Below are 19,808 nucleotides of genomic sequence, written 5' to 3'. Positions count from 1 at the left end.
GGCAATGGTATTCAGAAGGTCCTGCCGCTGGTAGAACCGTAGCGCCGTGCATGATCATCCACGGCAGCTAAGATGCCCGCGTGTCGCATCTCGATCACTTCACGGTAATCATCGTGGGTAATGATGTAGAAATTATTGTCTTTTACGCTGTCCACTACGCGCTCGCCCACGACTGCCGGCGACAAGCCCGCCGCCACGTCGGGCGCGGGCTGATCATGGCGCACTCCGGGGTCTACCGCCGCCGGACGAACCTTTTCTGACTGGGTGATGAGATCGGTGTTCACCAGTCCGGGACACAGCACCGAAACCCCAACACCCTTATCAGCGACCTCCATCAGCAGCGATTCGGACAGGCCGACAATTGCGAACTTGGTCGTGCAGTAGAGGCCTTCGGGCGGTCCCGATATCAACCCGCCCAAAGAGGCCGTGTTAACGATGTGACCTTCGCCACGGGCAAGCATATCGGGGAGAAAGGTCTTAACCCCGTGAATAACGCCATAGAGGTTGACGTTGATCTGGTATTGCCAGTCCTTGATGTCCGCGTCCGCCATCATCGCGCCCACCCAGACACCTGCGTTGTTACACAGAAGATGGACTTCATTAAACGCCTCATAGGCTTGCTCGCGCAGTGCCGTCACTGATGCCAAATCACTGACATCCACCTGCACGGCAATTGCCTCTGCACCACCAGCACTCAACTCATCAGCCACCGACTGGGCGCGTTCAGTGTCGATATCGGCAACCACAACGCGCATACCCGCGGCCGCAGTAGCCTGGGCAATGCCCGCACCGATACCTGAGCCGGCACCAGTAATGACGGCGGTCTTTCCCTGTAACTCATTCATGGCAAATCTCTATTTCTCGAATATTCTGCGGCAAGAGAGTGACCCTAAAAGCGCCAACACAACAGGTCAACGCACTGTCGACGATTAGTTGAACCGGCTTTCGGGAAATATCGCCCCACACTGTGCTGCCAGCGATTCGATGGTGGTCTATGATGAGTGGCGGTGGGCGAAAGATCTCGCCCTATCGCAGACCACATACGACTCCCATAAGGATCGACGCATGCTCAATCAACGCTCAGCCCTGGCGGGCCTGATAGCCGCCATCGCCATTCTCGTTGCAGCTTGTACCAGCGCACCGCCCGAACAAGAGATTGCCACCACCCCCGAGATCGAATTGATCGACCGCCAGATACTGTTCGGCAACCCCACCCGTTTCCAGGGCAGACTCAGCCCTAACGGTGAAATGATGAGCTTTCGGGCACCCCTGGACGGTGTGATGAACATTTGGGTCGCACCGGCCGGCGACATCAACGCAGCCCGGCCGGTCACTCGCAACACAGGCCGCGGCGTTCCCAGCCACTTCTGGGCACTGGACAGCGAAAGTGTGCTGTACATCGAGGACCAGAATGGCGACGAGAACTTTCACCTGTACCGCATTAACCTGGCAACCAACCAGATCAAGGACCTCACGCCCTACCCCGGTGTGCGCGCGGAGGTCATCGCGCAGAGTGAGGACCACCCGGGTGTGGTCATTGTGGGCATGAACGACCGCGACCAACGCTGGCACGACATTTACCGCGTCGACTTGCAGTCTGGAAAGCGGGAACTGCTGCTACAGAACGAAGGGTTCAGCGCCGTTTACGTCGACAATGACCTTCAGGTGCGTCTGGCCCAGGAGCAGACCGAGAGCGGCGGGGCCAACCTCTACACCCGCGAGGGCGAGGATTGGGAACCCCTGATGGAGATTGCCGCCGAGGACTACTACACCACCGGCATTGTTGGTTTTGGCGCTGATAACAACAGCTTTTACGCCCTGGACAGTCGGGGCCGCGACACTGGAGCACTGGTGCGCATCAATATTGAGACCGGCGAAGCCAACACACTGGCGATGTCCGACAATGCCGATATCAGCGATGCGCTGATTCACCCGCGCACTCATGAACTGATCGCTGTGGCGGCGACCATTCACCAGCGCCAGTGGGAGGTGCAGGACGGACGCTACATTCGCGACTTCCAGATCCTGCAAGACGCCGCCGGCGGTGATGTGGACATATTGTCCACAACGCTGGATGGCGAGAAGTGGACCGTCTATGTAGGGGCCTCCGATGCCGCGGCGCGCTACGCCGTGTATGACCGCGACACCCAAACCCTGACCGACTTGTTCACAACCTACGAAGACCTTGAAGGCTTGCCTCTGGCGGCCAAGCGCAATGTCTTTATAGAGAGTCGGGACGGCAAAAACCTGGTGTCATACCTGACACTACCCCTGGGCACGGACCCGGACGGCAATGGCCGACCTGAGCAGCCAGTGCCCATGGTCCTGCTGGTACATGGTGGCCCCTGGGCACGGGACGGCGCGGGCTATTCGCCCACCGTACAGTGGCTGGCAAACCGGGGTTACGCTGTTTTACAGGTGAACTTTCGGGGCTCTACCGGCTTTGGCAAGGCATTTACCAATGCCGGCAATCTGGAATGGGCTGGCAAGATGCATGACGACCTGATTGATGCCGTTGAATGGGCGACCAAGCGCCGCATCACGCGTAAATCCCAGGTCGCCATCATGGGAGGCAGCTACGGGGGTTATGCCACCCTGGTGGGCCTGACCTTCACCCCCGATACCTTTGCCTGCGGTGTGGACATCGTCGGCCCGTCTAATCTGAACACCCTGCTCGCTTCCATTCCCCCTTACTGGGAAGGCTTCCGTCGTACTTTGATCGCGGCGGTGGGTGATCCGGAGACACCGGAAGGCGCGGCACTGTTGAACGAGCGCTCACCCATCAACTACGTGGATGCCATCAGCAAACCCCTGCTGATCGGACAGGGCGCCAATGACCCGCGGGTGAAGCAGGCCGAGTCCGACCAGATTGTTGAAGCGATGCAGGGCAAGGGCATTCCTGTGACGTATGTGCTGTTCCCGGATGAGGGTCACGGCTTCCAGAAGCCAGAAAACAATATGGCCTTCAATGCGATTACCGAGAGCTTCCTGGCCCAGTGCCTGGGCGGCCGCTCGCAGCCAATTGGCAATGCCTTCACGGCCTCCAGCCTGAAAGTCATGGCCGGTAGCGGCGAGGTGCCAGGCGTCAGCGAAGCGCTGTTAGGGTCGCAATAAGCGACCTTGACGCTGCGGCGTTATTCGGGGGGCAGCGGGCGCTTGCTGGCCTCCGGCGCAATGGGTTCCCCGGAATCCCGCTCAGCCACCGCTTGCTTGAACCCGACTTCCTGCGCCCGCTCTCTGAACCACAGACCCTCTGGAGAGTGGCGCGCAACGCCGTCGAATAGATTCGCCATCATCTGCGCGTTGGACAGCCCCATATTCTCATAGGCCTGGTTGACGCTGAGCTTACTCATCATCAATTAATTGCGCGGCACGCCCTTGATGCGATCACAGAGGGCAGCCACTTCCGCGTCCAGTTCATCGCGGGGTACCGATTTGAGCACAAGCCCCATCTCGGCAGCTTCTTTTCCTATAACAAGGTCACCAGTGAATAGCATGCGTTTGGCCTTCTCCAGACCCAGTCGATACACCCACATCATCGTGGTGGAATGCCCCACACGCGCGCAGGTGGGTAGCCGATGCGTGCATCATCGGCCATCACAATCAAATCAAATCACAGCACAGGGCTATGTCGCTGCCACCGGCGGATGCCGCGCCATGAATCTTACACACCGTCGGTGTGTGGCAGCGCCACAGACTCATGAAATCCTCGGTGTTGCGGGACATCCTGCGGTAATCCAGTGTGGGATCCCATGGCATTGACTGGCTGCCCGGTATCTCACCCTCACGCTGGGCGTAATGTGCCAGGTCGTAGCCCCCGCAAAACCTTTTGCCAGAACCGGTGAGCACAATGACGTGGACATCCGGATCGACGTCGGCCATCTCCACTGCATAACGTAGTTCGCCAGGGAGCTGATCATTGATCGCATTCAAGCGTTCGGGTCGGTTAAGCGTGATCGTTGCGACGCGCGCCTCCACGGCATACAGCAGCGTTTCAAACATCATCGGTGCTCCATCATTGGCTCGGGTCAGCAGCATAAACCCGGCGCAGACAAACCGCATCTGCCTCTTTGGCGGACGATGTGACGCAACGCGGGCTGGGCTACACTCAGGCGGCACAGAAAGCACAGGAGCAGCTTGCATGAAAACCCTATTAATCACCGGCGCGGTGGGCGGCATCGGCCTGGCAACGGCGAAACATTTTGCACTCTTGGGGTGGCGAGTCGGCCTTTACGATATCGACCAGGTAGCCGTAGCTGCGGTACTTGAAGATCCGGCGCTGTCCCATTGTTTTGGTGCGCATTGCGATGTCACAGAGACTGACTCGGTAAGCGCCATGATTGAGCACTTCATGCAAAACAGCGGCGGCCGGATGGATGCACTGATCAACAATGCGGGGGTGCTTAGCTCAGGCGAGTTTGCCGATATGGCGGACGCAGACTGCCAGCGAATGATTAATATCAACGTATTGGGGCTCACGCGGGTTGCCCAAGCTGGATTCTCTGCGCTAAAAACCACGCCAGGTTCGGTGCTGGTAAACCTCTGCTCCGTATCCAGCGTACACGGCATACCGACGCTGGCGGTGTACAGCGCCAGCAAGTTTTACGTCAACGGCTTCACCGAGGCGCTGGCTCTGGAGTGGCGCAAACACGGCATTCGGGTCAGCTGCATTAAACCGCCCATTGTGAAAACGTCTATGGGCGAAGCGGCGGCTTTGGGATTGGGTGGCAGTGGCGATATTCCCGTGCTGCCAGAGGATGTGGCTGGCACTATCGATCGAATTGTCGCAGGACGGGGCACCGGATACTTCATGGATGCCCAGTCACGCGTCTGGAGCTTGCTGGATCGCTGGCTGTGGGAGTCAGCAAGGGAATGGTTAGCAGCAAGGCTGACCGGTTATCACACTCTGCAACAAGGAAAGTAAGTCATGGGCAGTAGATTGCAAGGCAAGGTCGCCTGGGTCACCGGCGGCGGCTCCGGCCTCGGGGAAGCCACCTGTATCCGCTTCGCCGAAGAAGGCGCACACGTCATTGTTACTGACATCAATGCGGACGCCGCCAAATCTGTAGCTGAGCACATTGTGCAGACAGGACACAGTGCCGAGCATCACTATCAGGACGTGACTGATGAGACCGCATGGGAGGCCTTGCGGGTAAAAATGCTCGAAGCCCATGGCAAGTTGGATGTGCTGGTGAACAATGCCGGCATTGTGGAGCGCGGGAATGTTGAAGAGGCCGACCTGACCAGCTGGCGTCGAACACAGGCGGTTAACCTGGATGCGGTTTTTCTGGGAACACAGGCCGCGGTGCGCAGCATGAAATCCACCGGTGGCTCCATCATCAATATTTCATCCATAGAGGGCATCGTTGGCGAACCTAACATTGCCGCCTATAACGCCAGTAAAGGTGGCGTACGTATTTTCACCAAATCCGCCGCACTGCACTGCGCCCGCGAGGGCTACAACATCCGCGTCAATTCGGTGCACCCGGGATTCATACTGACACCGATGCTTGAAAACGGACTCGCCGAAGTGTCTGAAGAGGAGCAGCTCGCCATGGCAAAGGCCTTGGATGAGCAGGTTCCACTGGGTGGCATGGGTGAACCCGTGGATATCGCCAACGGCTGCCTGTTCCTTGCCAGCGCTGAATCGAAGTACATGACCGGCTCAGAACTGGTGATCGACGGCGGCTTTACCTGCCACTAGCGCTACTTCTCCTGGTAAGCAGGCTCTCGCTGCTCCAGGAAAGCCAGCGCAGCTTCCTGACTGTCTTCCGTCATCATCAACAAAGTTTGGTGGCGGTCTTCCATCGCCAGTGCCGCATCCAGGCCTGGGGCATCCAGTGCGGTATTAATCGCCTCTTTGGTGAGGCGCAGCCCCATGGGGGATGTGCGTCGCATGTCATCAATATAGGACTGTGCCGCGTGCGCCAGCGTATCAGCCGGGACTACTTCCGACACCAGTCCTGTTGCCAGTGCGCGCGGGGCATGTATGAAACGCCCGGTCAGCAACAGTTCAGAGGCGACGGCGCTGCCCACCAGTCGCGGCAAAAAATAACTGCTGCCCATGTCGGCGCCGGTAAGACCAATCTTGATGAAGGCCGCATTCATCTTCGCGCTCTCAGCAGCGATGCGGATATCCGATGCCAGCGCCAGGCTGAACCCCCCGCCGCAGGCAGCGCCCTGCACCAATGCGATGATGGGTTGAGGGCATCGGCGCATTGCGCGATAAATATCGCTAATCTGCCGCTGGGCCCGCCACACGTTGTGAGGACTGCGGCTCTCATCGTCGAAGGCACCGCCGCTCAGATCCGCGCCGGCGCAGAAGTGTTTTCCATTGGCGCGCAACACAACAATGCGAACGCCTTGACGGTGTCGCAACCCCTCGAAGTATTCTAACAAGGCCACAATCAGCGCCTCGTTCATGGCATTCGCGGCCTGAGGACGATTCATGGTTACCCACTCAACATCATCGTGGGCCTCTATCAACAGCACCTCATCTTGGTGTGTGGTTTGCGCACTCATTGCTTCTCCCCTTCCGATGTCTTCGCTGAGCCTTCAGCGGCCTGTGCCGCGTACCGCTGTTCGCTGTACTTCTTGAGCCCATAGCCGCACTGGTTGAAACCCGTTTCAACGGCAGCACCCAGCGTCTCCATCATCATAGGTACGCCCTCACCGGAAAACTCATCGATGGACACATAGCGGGTAGTCGCATCATCCACAGCTTCCAGTGTCTGCGTTCTCAGGGCGTGCACGGGGTCGCCCGGCTGGGTGTTCATCTTCCAGGCAATGGCCCTCGGTGGCTCGATTCGGCAGATGTATTCCACCTGTTCCTGCAGCCCAAAACCCAGATCCACCTGCATGGTAATGGGCGATCCCAGCGTCAATTCGGCTTCACACTTCGGGCAGAAATCATTCCAGGCGCGATAGTTGCCAAAATCAACGAGGATTTCCCAAACCAGTTTAATAGGTGCATGAATAAGAATCTCGTCCGAGCTCACTGTGCTGTCTGTGATCATCCTACTGATCTCCCGCGGTGGTCGTATGCGTATTCTCTAACACACGAGCGGCACTGCAAGCGATCGTGCGGCCGCAGAGCGGTCTGGTACGACAGCTTGAATTGCAAGGTGATGCTTGCGCATAGGAGATAATCGTATGTGGCAATACCATGGGCAGCAGCGGCCGGCTTTTGCCGATGAGCCAAAGCCCCATCAGGAATCTGTTTGGGACTACCCGCGCCCACCTGCATTGGTTGCCAGTGACCACAGGGTTCGCGTGATGAGTGCGCACACCCTCATCGCAGATACCGGCCGCAGTGTGCGTGTACTCGAAACCGCCTCGCCCCCTACCATCTACATTCCGCCAGATGATATCGTCATGGCCGCGCTCACAGAGGTCGCCGGGAGCTCCTGGTGCGAATGGAAAGGGGCCGCCAGTTATTTCGCATTGACGGACGGCGATGGTGAAGTGATTGCCTGGACCTACATCGATCCCACACCCGCTTTTTCGGACCTGGCGGGCTACCTCTCCTTTTACCCCGGCAGGCTACACTGCACGGTCAATGGCGAAACGGTGAGAGCGCAACCGGGCGGCTTCTATGGCGGGTGGGTCACCGATGCCATAGCCGGCCCCTTTAAAGGCGAGCCAGGCACTAACCACTGGTAATCGGCAATTTCAACTGACTCTAAGATAACCCATCGCCCGCCATACGGCCGGGCGTTCAACCACAACCCTGTACTGAGGACACACACATGATTGGATACGTGACATTGGGCGTTACGAATATGGAGAGGGCGAAGGCCTTCTATTCAGACCTGCTGGCAGATCTGGGGGCGTCGGTATTGATCGACATGGACCGCATCGCATTCATCGGTGCAGGAATGGATAGCCCCATGCTGGCCGTTTGCGTTCCCTACGACGAGGATGCGCCGCACCCGGGTAACGGCAATATGGTCGCCATCAACCCAGGTTCAAAGGAGATGGTCGATACGCTTTACCACAAGGCGATAGCGCTGGGCGCCAGCTGCGATGGCGAACCCGGACAACGTATCCCGGACATGTTCTACGGCGCCTATGTGCGCGACGCAGACGGCAACAAGATCGCCTTCTACCAGTTCGGTTAAGGGCGCGCACACTCGGTCACGGGAGCGCTTTCGCCTCCCGTGCCGATGCACTTGAACAGTGAGTTAGGGTGTTAGCGGCCTTCGCGAACAGGGGCCGACTTGGGCTTAGCAAGAGTCGGTTGAGCGCTGATGCCTGACTCGATCACTTCAATTTTCTTGCCGGACTTCAGGAACGCCTGAACCTGCTCATCAATCGATTCTGAGGTTTCTACTGCGGCGGGCTGTTTCTTCTTGGAAGAGGACTTGCGGGTGAGCGGAGCTCGTTGTGGCTTTGCGGCCATAAAACTGCCTTACTGCTGGTGAAAATCCACCATCATACAGCAAAGCGCATCATTTTGCTCGCTCTTGCTCAATTGGGCAGCAATTCCGGCTCATTCAGGAGCAGCGCTCACTAACCCCTCACGGGCAATTCAGACCAACTGGCCTGCTCCAGTAGCGCCTTCAGTTTCTTGGGGCGGTAACCGGGGTCCTGCTCGTAGCGGGCGCGCGCACTGGGATGAATCAACAGTTCACAACCTTGGACCTGCAGCGGCCTGTGCAGGGGTTTGCGCAATCGGTATACGTGTCGCCTGGAGCGATGCAAGGCGCCGGCGGCCCCATCGGTCAAGCCGTCCCGAATGTGTGATTCCAACTGCAAGCCCTGTGCCCTGGCCTCATCCAGCATCCAGGCCAGCGGTGCATCTGAGGCCTCATTGCCGGAATCATCGGGGCCGTATGAGCCTCCAACATCGCTGTGTACGCCAGCGAACCACATTTGCTTGATGTCCATGCCGCTGCGTGCGCTCCACAGCGTCGGCTCAAAGTCTTCGCGCTGCTCATCTATAGCCAGTGCATGCCTGGCAACCTCAACGTTGCGACCGAGTTTGGTGTCATAGAACTCATCGTGCCGATCCAGCAGCCCCATAAGGCTAAAGGGTATGCCCAATGCGCCGACAGTATCCCAAACCCCGACAAAGGCGACCTTGCGGCTTCGATGCGCGTACTGGCGGCGAAACTCCACTGCGCGCTCACCTTCTGGGTGGTTGGCCTGGGAGGGGCTCTTGTAGAGCGCGAAGGCCTGCTCGACACGCCGGGCCTCGGTGCGCTTGAGAATGCCGCAGTTATTAATCAGCCCGCACAGGGCGCGCACGGTGTATGCGCCGCGACTGAAGCCAACCAGGAAAATGCGGTCCCCGGGCGCGCAGTTCTGCACCAGATACCGGTAGCCATCCAGAATGTTCTTATGAATGCCCCGCCCGGTCGCTCCCGCCACGGCCTGCGCGTGATAGGAGCCCAGTCCCCAGTCATAAAACACCTGTTGCTGGCACGAGGCCTTGGCCGGTCTGACGGCGCGGGATAACTTGAGTACATTGGTGGGAAAGTCGCGCTCCAGATCTTCTTCCGGACGGTTCCATGTGCCATCGGCGCAAATGATAATGTTTGCCGTACCACAGGCCTGATCTGCTTTGTATTGATGGCAGTATAGACAGTCATCTGGCACGCCGCGGTGAACCGTTGCGAACCGACGTGGTCTCACAGACCCACTTAACCAGGACACAGACACATGCAAAAAATCCTTATTCTCGTGACCGCACTGCTGCTTTGCGGCCAAACGCAGGCAGAGCAGGCAACGGCGGTCTTCGCCGGCGGTTGCTTCTGGTGTATGGAGAGTGACTACCAGGACATGGACGGCGTGATCGATGTTATTTCGGGCTTCACAGGCGGCACACTCGCGAACCCGACCTATAACGGCAATCACCAGGGCCACTACGAGGCCGTACTGATCACCTACGATCCCGCGGTAGTTACCTACCAGCAACTGCTGGATCATTACTGGGTCAATATCGATCCCTTCGACGATCGCGGACAGTTCTGCGATAAAGGTTTTGAGTACAAGGCGGCTATTTTCGTCGAGGGCGAATCCCAGGCCGATCTGGCTAAGCAGTCACTTGAAGCGGTTAAAACACGCTTCCCGGACCAGGCCGTGGTCACAGAGATTCTACCTGCCAGCCGGTTCTGGCCGGTGGAGGAATACCACCAGGACTACTACCTGAAGAACCCTGTTCGCTACAAATACTACCGCTGGAATTGCGGTCGCGATCAGCGCCTCAAAGTCATCTGGGGCGACGACGCCACTCACTAGAACCAACATCGTATCGCCGGGCGCGCCCCCACCCGCATGGTAGGGTGCCTCCAGCCAACACCTCACTGTCAAGGAGACTCCCATGCGCCTCGTCGCTCCCCTACTCTGCGCCCTGACGATTGGCGTGCCGCTCGCACACGCCGAGGATTACGACTACTTCGGCGCCAACCGGCAAATGATTCGCAACGGGGTGCAGGCGGTGCTGACCTGCAACGGCTTGTTCACGTCCAAGCGTTCACTGGATCAGGTATTTGCGCAGGAGTTGGCCTACCTGGCGGGCAAGGTAGTCGGCACAGCCAAGGGCGGCAACTACCGGGTGGATACAAAGCTAGGCTACGTCAACGTAGGTGGTGGCGACGATGGTGTTGCCATCGGTGCAGCATTCAGAGAAGGCATCGGCTGTGTCGTTATGGCACCGGATATGAGCGAGGCCGACATCGGCTCGTTGCCAGAACTGGTGGTACCAGCGACATCGCCCGCAGCCGCAAGCATTCCCTGGCCCGAGGGTGACCTCACCGGCGATATCGCGCCGGATGCCGATGTATCAGCCCAGGCGCTCTCCGCCGCAGCGGACTGGGCCTTTGAGCGCGACACCGATGAGCAAGACACCCTCAGTCTGCTGATCGTGCACCGGGGCAAACTGGTGTACGAGCGCTATGCCGACGGCGTCGATATGACGACACGCACGCGCACCTGGTCCACTGCCAAAAGCATAGTGGCGACCTTGATCGGTATGCAGGTAGACGCAGGCAACCTGGCACTGGATGAGTCGCTGGGCGAGACATGGCTGCCCGCGCTACCTCACGACGCACCGGACCCCCGTGATGCCATCACCCTGCGCCATGCCCTGAACATGAGCAGCGGCTTATACCCTATCGACAGCTTTAACATGGAGTACGCCACCGGATCCGACCTTTCCTACTGGGCCGGTGCCAGCTCTGAGAAAGACATGCGCGACAGAGGGCTTATCACGCAGCCCGGTACCTTCTGGGACTATGAGAATTACGACACGCTGCTGGCCGTGGGCGCACTAAAGCGCGCGCTGGGCTCAGGCCAGGCGTATCTCGACTATCCGCGTATGGCGCTTTTCGACAAGATCGGCATGCACAATACGCTGGCCAGCACAGACCGATTCGGCGACTTTATTTTTTCCAGCCAGGTGTATACCAATGCGCGCGATCTGGCGCGCTTCGGCCTGCTCTATCTCAACCAGGGTAAATGGCAGGGAGAGCAGCTAATATCCGAGGAATGGATCGAATTCTCACGCACACCAGCACCCGCATCTGCGGTGCGCGGCAACGACTATGGCGGCCAGTGGTGGCTGGTGCCTGATGAGCGCAAGGCTGAGGTACCCGGCGACGCCTACAGCACTGCGGGCAACCGCGGGCAGTTCGTGATCGTGGCGCCGTCACACGAACTGGTGATCGTGCGACGGGGCCTAGACTACGGCAAACAGGGGTTTGACCGCTGGGATTTGCTGCGCGAGGTGGTCAAGGCGTTCCCGCCTGTTACGAATCCCCGTAGCTGATGCGATAGATCAAATTATTGAAATCGTCTGACACCAACAGGGCGCCGTCCGCTCCGATGGCCACATCCGTGGGACGGCCCCAAAACTTGCCCTCTTCCGTCAGCCAACCGGTGGCGAACTCTTCCCAGGCAACCGCTTCACCGTCAGCCATACGCACCCTGAACAGCTTGTAACCATCGGGCTGCTCGCGGTTCCAGGAACCGTGCGAGGCGATGAAAATGTCGCCGTGATAGTCAGCGGGGAACTGCTGTGCGGTGTAGAAGTGCATGCCCAATAACGCATTGTGTGCCGGAAACTCCAGTGCGGCACCGGTGAACGCCTCGTCAGTCAGCTCCGTATCAAAGCTGTCATCGACAAGCGCCGCGCCATAGCGGTATGGATAACCAAAGTGGGCGCCAGCCACCGGGGCGTGGTTCAACTCTTCCGGCGGTGTGTCGTCCCCCCAGAGATCCCTGCCGTTATCGGTAAACCAGAAGTCTCCGGTTGCCGGGTCCCAGTCGAAACCGACCGAGTTACGCACGCCATAGGCATGTACTTGTTCATCCGTGCCATCGGCGGCCAGTGAGACGATGGTGCCCTGACGGGCTTCGGGCTCGCAGATGTTACAGGGCGCACCGATGGGCACATACAATCTGTCATCAGGACCAAAACGCAGGTACTTCCAGCCGTGGTGAAACTCTTCCGGGAAGCTGTCATTGATCACCACGGGCTCGGGTGGCGAATCCAGATTGTTCTCGATGGCATCCATTCGGATAACGCGGTGTATCTCTGCCACGTACAGATCGCCGTTGCGCAATGCAACGCCATTGGGCACGTTTAAGTCTGAGGCTATCACCTTCACGTCTCCGCCTACGGCGGGAGTTTCGCCGGGCGTTACGGCGTAGACTTTACCGATACGCTCCCGCTTCCTGTTTGTGCGACTACCCACAAACACGGCGCCGCTGTCGCTGACGGCGAGCGAGCGCGCGGCTTCAATACCGTCGCGATAAATGCTGATGTTGAAGCCCTCAGGCAACTGAATCGTCGAGAGGAATTCCCGAGGGTCCACCTCCAAGGGAAAATAGCCCACCTTGGCTTCAGCGGCGGGTTTGGATTCCTCCTCGGAAGTGCTGGCCTCGTCCTCTTCGGCCAGCGAGATTATCGGGTTCATGGCAAAGGCCGCGACCAGGCTCAATGCGGCGTAATGTTGCTTATTCATACAGTCCTCTGGGCAGGGTTTGGTAGCGATGATCAATACGCCGCCAACTTACCCGGCGGATCAAAGCTCGCTGAACTTCACCACCTTGGCGTTCACCGGCGGATGACGCTCAGCGCCTATCCATCGCCAGCACAGGGTACCGCGATTATGACCCGCTGTTTCCACCCAGTTATCGTCGCCAGGCGGCTGCTGATGGGCAACCACGATGCGCACGGCACCGTCCTGGCGATACTTGGCCGTGTGCGTGTTGTAATGTACGGTGTGGTGTCGATAATCCAGCGACTCCATCCACCAGTTCTGCAGCACGAAATTCCAGGTCTGACAATCGGGGATGTCAGGCGCGTCGATCACCAGCGCTTCGTCATCAGCCAGTGACCAGGCACTGTGGAAGTAGTAAATGTTGGGATCGCCACCGATAGCCTGGCAAAAGCCCTGATCTGCCGGTGCCACTTCGTTAGTTGTCGGCAAAAAGCCTTCTGCCCAACCCGCGAACAACCCGGTTGTGTTTTTCAGGAACTGCACAGTGCCCTGCAACGCCTTGTCGAGCTTCTCAGGCGTAAGTGGCGCCGGGCGCTCATTTTCAGCACCTATGCGTTGAATCTTGATCTCCGCACGACGCTCCTTGCGTCTGTCCTGAAAGGTTTGCCGGACATTGATGGCGTTGGTTTCCGGCCCCATACGCAACCAGTTCCCGGGCTGCTCTTGTTGGCTGACGATGATCTCAATCTCACCCCCCTCACCCAGATCTATCTCGCGAGAGTCGAGGAAACCGTCAGTCTTCATGCCGCCACCCGAGCTGTAGCGGTTAATCACGGTGCCAAATCCCAGGTAGTCCACGGTGCCGCGCGTTCCCGTTATTTTGTAATCGTATTCGGGATCAATGGGTGCACTCTGGTAGTAGTTGTCGGGATTGTCGGCGCCCATCTTGATCGTCTCGTGAACCGGGCAACGCAGGTCAGGGAAACCGGGGTCGCCTGCCTCTAGAAAGCTTTCAAGGCCTGCGCGCGTCATCCGCGCCAGGTAGCGATAACCCTCCGCACGGTCAAACGCATTGGCCGGCGCCTGCTCCCTGAACACCAGCTGTCCCGCTTCTTTGAGGCCGTCACAAAACTCCTCCCAGGCGCGCCCATCCATCACTCGTTGTTCTGACGTTGTATCACTCATCACTTTTTCCTCACGCGTCTTCTAGAGCCCATAGCGCTCACTGTAACTGGCAAACAGCTCATCCACCTCATCCTCACTGATACCGTACTCTGCCAGCGTATACTCATGCTTGCCGTGTTTACCTTTGGGATTCCCGTCCAGCCACGCCTGCATACCAGCGCGAGCTTCAGATGTCAGTTGATCGCCGCGCGCGCCATACACCGCCTCAATGTGCGGCCACGGATCTGCAACAAAATCATCATGGCAGATATCGAGGAACTGACCGGGGTGCTGGGGCTCCAGTTCCGCCCTATCCGACTCAAACGTTTGCGTATAAATGCGCAGCATGGTCATCCAGTCCCGGCCAATCTCATGCTTATCAATAGCGTCGCTGCCGCTGCGGCGCAGCAGCTCACTGAAACTGCACCCCGAGGCGACGAAGCTTTCGGGCGCTCGGTGGGTCTGCACAATGATGGCATCCGGGTACAGACGAAGAATCTCACGCAGACCCAACTGGTGGTAAGGCGCCTTGAGTACCCACTTGCCCGGATTGGCCGACTGCAGCAGCTGAAGCTGGCGCTTGTGATAGTCGTAACTGCCCGCCTTCACCAGGTTGGCGTAGAGCCAATCGGCATAGCTGGGGATGTGATAGAGGGCAGAATACTCCACCGACATAAAATTACGGTTGAGCAGCATGTAGCACTCGTCGGGGGCCTCAGCCTCAAGCAAGTGCGTGGTCAGGAAGCCCGGTAGGAACTGTTCCGTGAGGGCCACGCCCTGACGCTGCTGCTCGATACGCGGGTCAGTCTCATAGGTGGCCGCTTCGGGCGGGGGGACCGGGTTCTGGGCCGCCCACAGGCGTAGGGTGAGGTTCGATCTATCCGCATTGAGCATATGATGCAGCGCAGTAGTGCCCGTGCGCGGTAAACCCACAATAAATACCGGCCGCTCTATCGACTGCTCGAGCACCTGCGGATGGGCGTCGATATAGTCTTCAATCTTGAGACGGTTTGTGAGGCCAGCATTGAGGGTCATCTGTGCACGCATGCGACCAAAATCATTCATTCGGGCCTCAGTGTTCAGTGCATCGACCAGGCGCTGCAGCGGCTCCACAAAGCCGTTATCGCCAAAATTCGATAAGCCCGTCTCATCACGGGCTGCTGCCAGTAGCTCTTCTACGACCAGTGTCACGCCTATCCCCGTCTCCGTAAAACTGTCGAGACTAGACCGCTGCCACTGGCGCCACAACATCAGCAACGGCAATTAGCTTTTATACGGTGCTGCGGTCGTGAGTTTGCCCTCTCAGGTTCAACTGGCAGAACCGTGCGGCAAGCGGCAAACGATCGAGTCCACCGGGTGCCAGCGTCGCATCTGCCTCATCTATCGCCAAGCCGACTAAACTCCTTTGTCGGGGGGCACGCCGCAGTTCTGCGGTTTACTGCATTCAGCGGGGTCGCTATGGTGTGTCGGACTCAACCGTATCAATGGAAACTCCCATGAGCGCGAAAATACCCCGCAGCAGCGACAACGACTACACCGACGCCATGATCGAGGAACGCCAGCGTTTCCTGGAAGGGAAGTCCGGCGCTCAACTCAAGCACACCAAACACTTTTCCTTCGACCCGGCTTCAATGGAAGGTAACTGTGAGCACCTGTTTGGCGTGGCGCAACTTCCCATCGGGGTTGCCGGCCCATTGGTGGTGAATGGCGAACACGCACAGGGCGAGTTCTACGTACCCATGGCCACGATAGAAGGCACTTTGGTTGCCAGTTATAACCGCGGCATGCGCGTGATTCGCGAAGCCGGCGGCGTAACAACCACCGTGGTGAGCGAAGCGATGCAGCGCGCCCCTGTTTTCATGTTTAAGAATGCCCGGGACGGTCGTGATTTCGCCCAGTGGCTGCGAGACAACTTCGAACTGTTGAAGGCGAAAGCTGAATCGACAACCTCGGTCGGCAAGCTGCTGGAGATCGAGATCTACCCCAACCACAACATGGTGTTTACGCGCTTCGATTACTCCACCGGCGACGCTGCAGGTCAGAACATGACTGGCAAGGCGACGTTTGTTGTATGCGAGTGGATTCGAGCCAACTATCCCAAGCTGCGCACTTATGGCTTGTCCGGTGGTCTGGACACGGAGAAGAAAACCTCCTTCGTCAACTCGCTCAAGGGACGCGGCCGGAAAGTAACTGCCGAGATAACCCTGCCGAAGACCGTGCTCGAGAACGTACTTCGAACCACACCCGAGCAATTACGCAACAGCCATGGTATTAACACCCTCGCGGCCTACATGAGTGGCGCCTCGAATAATGCCGCACACCCAGCGAATGGTTTGGCCGCACTGTTCATGGCCACTGGGCAGGACATGGCCAATATTGGCGAGGCCAATCAATGCAGCGTTTATAGCTACGTCACCAAGGCGGGGGATCTGTACTATTCCATTACCTTGCCCGCCCTCATCATGGCGACCTTTGGCGGCGGCACCGGCCTTGCCACGCAGCGCGAATGTCTGGAACTCATGGGGTGTTATGGAAAGGGCAAGGCTTACAAGCTGCTGGAGATTGCCGCTGGCCTGGTGGTTGCTGGCGAACTTTCTCTTGTGTCCGCCACGCGGACCGACAAAGAGACGGGCACTAATGAGTGGGTAGACGCGCACGAAAAATTAGGCCGCAATCGATAACCATGATGCTGTTTCGGGGCTGGCGTAAAGCCCGCCCCCCTCAACCAGCACGCAAGTTCCCGGCGATACAACGTCGCACAGGTTTCGTCACGTGTTATCCAATGCCTGCTACTCTCATTTTGGAAGCACTCAGGCTAGCTTATACTGCAAGGACACAACGCTGCACGGTAGCTATAAATCCTGCTAGGGCGATCGTTGTATCAACTGCTGTGAGGCAAAGCTGGAGCACTCGGTGAAAATAATCAGAATTCTGCTGGCCGGCCTGTTACTCGTGCCATTGGCCATGCCCGCACAGGCCGTTAGCCGCAAAACAGATGTCGTTACGCTCTACAACGGTGACACCGTTACCGGTGAGATCAAATCCCTCTTCGGCGGCATTCTCGAACTGTCCACGGATGCCATGGGCACCCTAAAAATCGAGTGGCAAGAGATCGCGCGCCTGGAAAGCAAGTACAACTACGAAATACGACTCAGTGACGGTCGACGTCACTACGGCACAATGAACTCCGACACCCGACCCGGCGAGCTGGTTGTAGAAGACCTCTACGGTGACCACTCTGTAGATAGCCTCGCGATTGTTGAACTGCGCCCCATTGAGGAGCGGTGGATAGATAGACTCGACGTCTATTTGTCGGCCAACTACAACTACACCAAAGCCAGTTCGGTTCAGTCGATCACCTTCAACACCGAGATCGGCTACGAGAACGAGAACAGTCGGACCTCGCTCACCAGCCGTGTTGTTAACACCAACACACTGGATGAGGACACCAGCAGCGGCAGAGTGGACTTGGCACGACGGGTGTGGACAGACAGGGCACGCCTGTACCGGTTGTTCTATGGCAACCTGGAATACAACGACGAATTGGGTCTGGACCGGCGCGTCACCGTCGGCGCCGGGCTGGGTCGATATTTTATCGACAACAACCGCCACCGATTCAGCGGCGCTTTTGGTTTGCAGGCGCTGACCGAGCGCCAGGTAGAGTCCAGTGGCACTGATCAATCGCTGGAACTGTTCATCTCCAGCGAGTATGCCATCTGGCAGTTCGATACGCCGGAGATGGACATTGCGCTGACCGGCGCCTTGTTCCCTAGCCTTACGGAGTCCGGGCGTGTGCGCAGTAACACAGACATTCGCATACGCTGGGAGATCATCGAAGATTTGTTCTGGGATGTGTCAGCTTGGGCAACCTACGATAACAAGGCCGATAGTGGCAACCAAGTCGACTACGGCGTATCCACGGGCATAGGCTGGGAGTATTAGACGCGCTCGCCCGTGTACTTGTTCTTGTCCTCTGAGTAGTGATGCACATCGCGCTGTGGGAAGGGAATCGAGATACCCTCTTTGTCGAAGCGCATCTTTACCTGCTTGGTCAGCGCCCAATACACCTTCCAATAGTCTTCAGTGCGCACCCAGGGGCGCACTGCGATATTGACTGAGGAGTCGCCCAGACTGTTCACCACAATAAGAGGCTCCGGCTTGGGCAGAATCAAATCGTGCTCGTCGAGCACTTCCTTCAGGACGCGCTCGGCATGCTCGATGTCGTCGCCGTAGCTGATACCGAACTCCATATCCACGCGACGAACGCGCTGGTGTGTGACGTTCTTGATTACATCGCCCCAGATTTTGCTATTGGGAATAACCAGAGTCTGGTTATCAAAAGTGACAATGGTGGTAGACACCAGGTTCATTTTTTTCACCAGGCCGGCCGCTCCGTTGACCTCGACAAAGTCGTCCACATCGTAGGGGCGGTAAATCAGAATCATCGCGCCAGAGGCGAAGTTGCCCAAGGTGTCCTGCAACGCAAAGCCCACAATGAAACCCGCAACACCCAAGCCAGCCAGCATTGGGCCCAACGTGATGCCTATCTGGGACAGGGCGACCATGATGCCGAAGATCATAATCGTGCCGCCGACACCGGAGATCAGGATATCCTTGAGCAAGGCAGACATCTTTGTATTCGAGCGTTCGAGCGCGGCCTCAACGCCCCGCTTGGTGACACGCGAAATCAATCGGAAAACCAGCAGAATGATGACAAAGATGAGAAGCTGCAAAATGGTATCAGGCGCCCCTTTGACGATGGCATCTCGCAGATTAGCCCAGCCTTCCGTCAGCATTTGGCTGAGCACACCCTGCTCAAACAAACCCACTGAGACAATATTGCTTTCACGCACAATCACCGTGCGATAGGAGGCGACATTCAAGTCGAGACGGTCCATCTGGTCAACCAGCGCACTCAGAATAGACAGATGAAAATCACGATTAATCTTGAGTTGACTGAGCGCCGAGCTCAGGTCTGCGTTGCCGGTACCTGCGGAGAGCCTGCGATTGACCTCGGCAAATGCGGCAGCGGCCAATTCGACGCGCGCCACCGAGCGCTCCGCCTCCTGTCGTAACCGCTGGCCAACAACACGCTCCAAGTCATCCACACCCAGCGCCAGCGCCTCGCGGCTGTGTATGACGTCGACCAGAGCGCCGTAGTAGCGAACACGCAGGGTTCTCAGATTAAAGCTGAACGCCTGGGAGGCTACTCGGTCGGTACCACTGCTCTCAATGAATATGCTCTCCGCATCCTGGATACGTTTGTTGAGATTCTCGAGGCGCTCAAACAGGGCTGTCTCAAGCCCCAACAGCCCCCCACTGAATCGCTCCATCAAAGCGTTACGTGTGATATTGCCCTCGGGCAGTTGCGCCATGCCCACCGAAATCTGGTCTATGAGCCTCAGGGCCTCAATCGATGTCTCATCGAGGCGATACTCAAGGGCAGTCTTGTCGGCCGGTATGGCAACGTCCAACTCACTCTGCAACAGTCCGGCGCGCTCAATGGTGCGATCCAGTTGCTGTACGCGCTCATTAATTTCTGATTCATCAACAGCCTTCTCCGCGTACACGCTCGCGCCGGTAAGCAGGGCAAGCAGCAGCAAGAAAGCTTGAGCAACGGCGCTTAGGGACTGACTTCGGCTAACTCGGTAACGCATGAATTGACGGCCTTGAACTGGTGGAGTGAGGATAGCACAG

At 58.0% G+C, this 19,808-nt stretch carries 21 protein-coding genes; 9 read left to right on the top strand and 12 right to left on the bottom strand.

What is annotated here, in order from left to right:
• Positions 1-11 precede the first annotated feature (11 nt).
• Positions 12-845, bottom strand: coding sequence for an SDR family NAD(P)-dependent oxidoreductase (locus IE089_RS02690; protein WP_189474915.1), 834 nt, complete (start codon positions 843-845; stop codon positions 12-14).
• A 220-nt stretch (positions 846-1,065) separates the two neighbouring features.
• Between IE089_RS02690 and IE089_RS02685 the strand changes: the two genes are divergently transcribed.
• Complete coding sequence (locus IE089_RS02685) at positions 1,066-3,114, top strand: S9 family peptidase (protein WP_189474913.1); 2,049 nt, start codon at positions 1,066-1,068, stop codon at positions 3,112-3,114.
• A 20-nt stretch (positions 3,115-3,134) separates the two neighbouring features.
• Here IE089_RS02685 and IE089_RS15625 read toward each other — a convergent pair whose 3' ends face one another.
• From IE089_RS15625 to IE089_RS15750, 3 genes are all read right to left on the bottom strand, one after another.
• Positions 3,135-3,356 (bottom strand): hypothetical protein, encoded by a 222-nt coding sequence (locus tag IE089_RS15625; protein ID WP_229802545.1) that lies wholly within the window; start codon positions 3,354-3,356, stop codon positions 3,135-3,137.
• 3 nt (positions 3,357-3,359) lie between these two features.
• On the bottom strand, positions 3,360-3,539 hold the full coding sequence (locus tag IE089_RS15755; RefSeq protein WP_268247974.1) for an enoyl-CoA hydratase-related protein: 180 nt from the start codon (positions 3,537-3,539) through the stop codon (positions 3,360-3,362).
• 64 nt (positions 3,540-3,603) lie between these two features.
• The gene (locus tag IE089_RS15750; RefSeq protein WP_268247972.1) at positions 3,604-4,005 is read right to left on the bottom strand and encodes an enoyl-CoA hydratase-related protein; all 402 of its coding nucleotides are present in this window, start codon (positions 4,003-4,005) and stop codon (positions 3,604-3,606) included.
• Between the two features lie 136 nt (positions 4,006-4,141).
• Between IE089_RS15750 and IE089_RS02675 the strand changes: the two genes are divergently transcribed.
• Complete coding sequence (locus IE089_RS02675) at positions 4,142-4,924, top strand: SDR family NAD(P)-dependent oxidoreductase (protein ID WP_189474912.1); 783 nt, start codon at positions 4,142-4,144, stop codon at positions 4,922-4,924.
• Between the two features lie 3 nt (positions 4,925-4,927).
• Positions 4,928-5,704 carry a glucose 1-dehydrogenase gene (locus tag IE089_RS02670; protein WP_189474911.1) on the top strand — a complete coding sequence of 259 codons (777 nt, stop codon included), beginning with the start codon at positions 4,928-4,930 and terminating at the stop codon, positions 5,702-5,704.
• A 2-nt stretch (positions 5,705-5,706) separates the two neighbouring features.
• Here IE089_RS02670 and IE089_RS02665 read toward each other — a convergent pair whose 3' ends face one another.
• A complete protein-coding gene (locus tag IE089_RS02665) occupies positions 5,707-6,522 on the bottom strand; it encodes an enoyl-CoA hydratase/isomerase family protein (protein WP_189474910.1) in 816 nt (271 codons plus the stop codon).
• Positions 6,519-7,016, bottom strand: coding sequence for an SRPBCC domain-containing protein (locus IE089_RS02660; RefSeq protein WP_189474909.1), 498 nt, complete (start codon positions 7,014-7,016; stop codon positions 6,519-6,521). The genes IE089_RS02665 and IE089_RS02660 overlap by 4 nt, the downstream gene beginning before the upstream one ends.
• Before the next feature lie 136 nt (positions 7,017-7,152).
• Here IE089_RS02660 and IE089_RS02655 point away from each other — a divergent pair, with 136 nt between their 5' ends.
• Both IE089_RS02655 and IE089_RS02650 read left to right on the top strand, forming a co-directional pair.
• Entirely contained in the window at positions 7,153-7,662 is a 510-nt protein-coding gene (locus IE089_RS02655; RefSeq protein WP_189474907.1) for a DUF427 domain-containing protein, read from the top strand.
• 86 nt (positions 7,663-7,748) lie between these two features.
• Positions 7,749-8,120, top strand: a complete 372-nt coding sequence (locus IE089_RS02650) for a VOC family protein (protein WP_189474905.1) — start codon at positions 7,749-7,751, stop codon at positions 8,118-8,120.
• Between the two features lie 71 nt (positions 8,121-8,191).
• Here the strand turns inward: IE089_RS02650 and IE089_RS02645 are convergent, their stop codons facing one another.
• Together IE089_RS02645 and IE089_RS02640 are read right to left on the bottom strand one after the other, a co-directional pair.
• Positions 8,192-8,401, bottom strand: a complete 210-nt coding sequence (locus tag IE089_RS02645; RefSeq protein ID WP_189474903.1) for a hypothetical protein — start codon at positions 8,399-8,401, stop codon at positions 8,192-8,194.
• A 110-nt stretch (positions 8,402-8,511) separates the two neighbouring features.
• On the bottom strand, positions 8,512-9,600 hold the full coding sequence (locus IE089_RS02640) for a T6SS phospholipase effector Tle1-like catalytic domain-containing protein (protein ID WP_229802544.1): 1,089 nt from the start codon (positions 9,598-9,600) through the stop codon (positions 8,512-8,514).
• A gap of 63 nt (positions 9,601-9,663) precedes the next feature.
• Here IE089_RS02640 and msrA point away from each other — a divergent pair, with 63 nt between their 5' ends.
• Positions 9,664-10,242 carry a peptide-methionine (S)-S-oxide reductase MsrA gene (msrA, locus tag IE089_RS02635; RefSeq protein ID WP_189474901.1) on the top strand — a complete coding sequence of 193 codons (579 nt, stop codon included), beginning with the start codon at positions 9,664-9,666 and terminating at the stop codon, positions 10,240-10,242.
• Between the two features lie 82 nt (positions 10,243-10,324).
• Positions 10,325-11,770: a serine hydrolase domain-containing protein gene (locus IE089_RS02630; RefSeq protein ID WP_189474899.1), complete on the top strand. Its 1,446-nt coding sequence runs from the start codon at positions 10,325-10,327 to the stop codon at positions 11,768-11,770.
• Here the strand turns inward: IE089_RS02630 and IE089_RS02625 are convergent.
• The 3 genes from IE089_RS02625 to IE089_RS02615 are packed head-to-tail and all read right to left on the bottom strand — an operon-like array spanning position 11,751 to position 15,302.
• Positions 11,751-12,968: a PQQ-dependent sugar dehydrogenase gene (locus IE089_RS02625; protein ID WP_189474897.1), complete on the bottom strand. Its 1,218-nt coding sequence runs from the start codon at positions 12,966-12,968 to the stop codon at positions 11,751-11,753. The genes IE089_RS02630 and IE089_RS02625 overlap by 20 nt on opposite strands.
• 60 nt (positions 12,969-13,028) lie before the next feature.
• Positions 13,029-14,132: a DUF1214 domain-containing protein gene (locus IE089_RS02620; RefSeq protein WP_189474895.1), complete on the bottom strand. Its 1,104-nt coding sequence runs from the start codon at positions 14,130-14,132 to the stop codon at positions 13,029-13,031.
• A 21-nt stretch (positions 14,133-14,153) separates the two neighbouring features.
• A complete protein-coding gene (locus IE089_RS02615; protein WP_189474893.1) occupies positions 14,154-15,302 on the bottom strand; it encodes a sulfotransferase family protein in 1,149 nt (382 codons plus the stop codon).
• 305 nt (positions 15,303-15,607) lie between these two features.
• Between IE089_RS02615 and IE089_RS02610 the strand changes: the two genes are divergently transcribed.
• Entirely contained in the window at positions 15,608-16,792 is a 1,185-nt protein-coding gene (locus IE089_RS02610) for a hydroxymethylglutaryl-CoA reductase (RefSeq protein ID WP_189474892.1), read from the top strand.
• 232 nt (positions 16,793-17,024) lie between these two features.
• Entirely contained in the window at positions 17,025-18,053 is a 1,029-nt protein-coding gene (locus IE089_RS02605; RefSeq protein WP_189474891.1) for a DUF481 domain-containing protein, read from the top strand.
• On the opposite strand, the gene IE089_RS02600 is transcribed toward IE089_RS02605, so the two are convergent.
• Complete coding sequence (locus IE089_RS02600; protein ID WP_189474890.1) at positions 18,050-19,768, bottom strand: mechanosensitive ion channel family protein; 1,719 nt, start codon at positions 19,766-19,768, stop codon at positions 18,050-18,052. The two genes, IE089_RS02605 and IE089_RS02600, sit on opposite strands and share 4 nt — an antisense overlap.
• Between the last annotated feature and the right edge of the window lie 40 nt (positions 19,769-19,808).

It is taken from the genome of Parahalioglobus pacificus, assembly GCF_014652275.1.
Taxonomy (GTDB): Bacteria; Pseudomonadota; Gammaproteobacteria; order Pseudomonadales; family Halieaceae; genus Parahalioglobus; species Parahalioglobus pacificus.
This window is presented reverse-complemented; position numbering and strand designations above follow the sequence as displayed.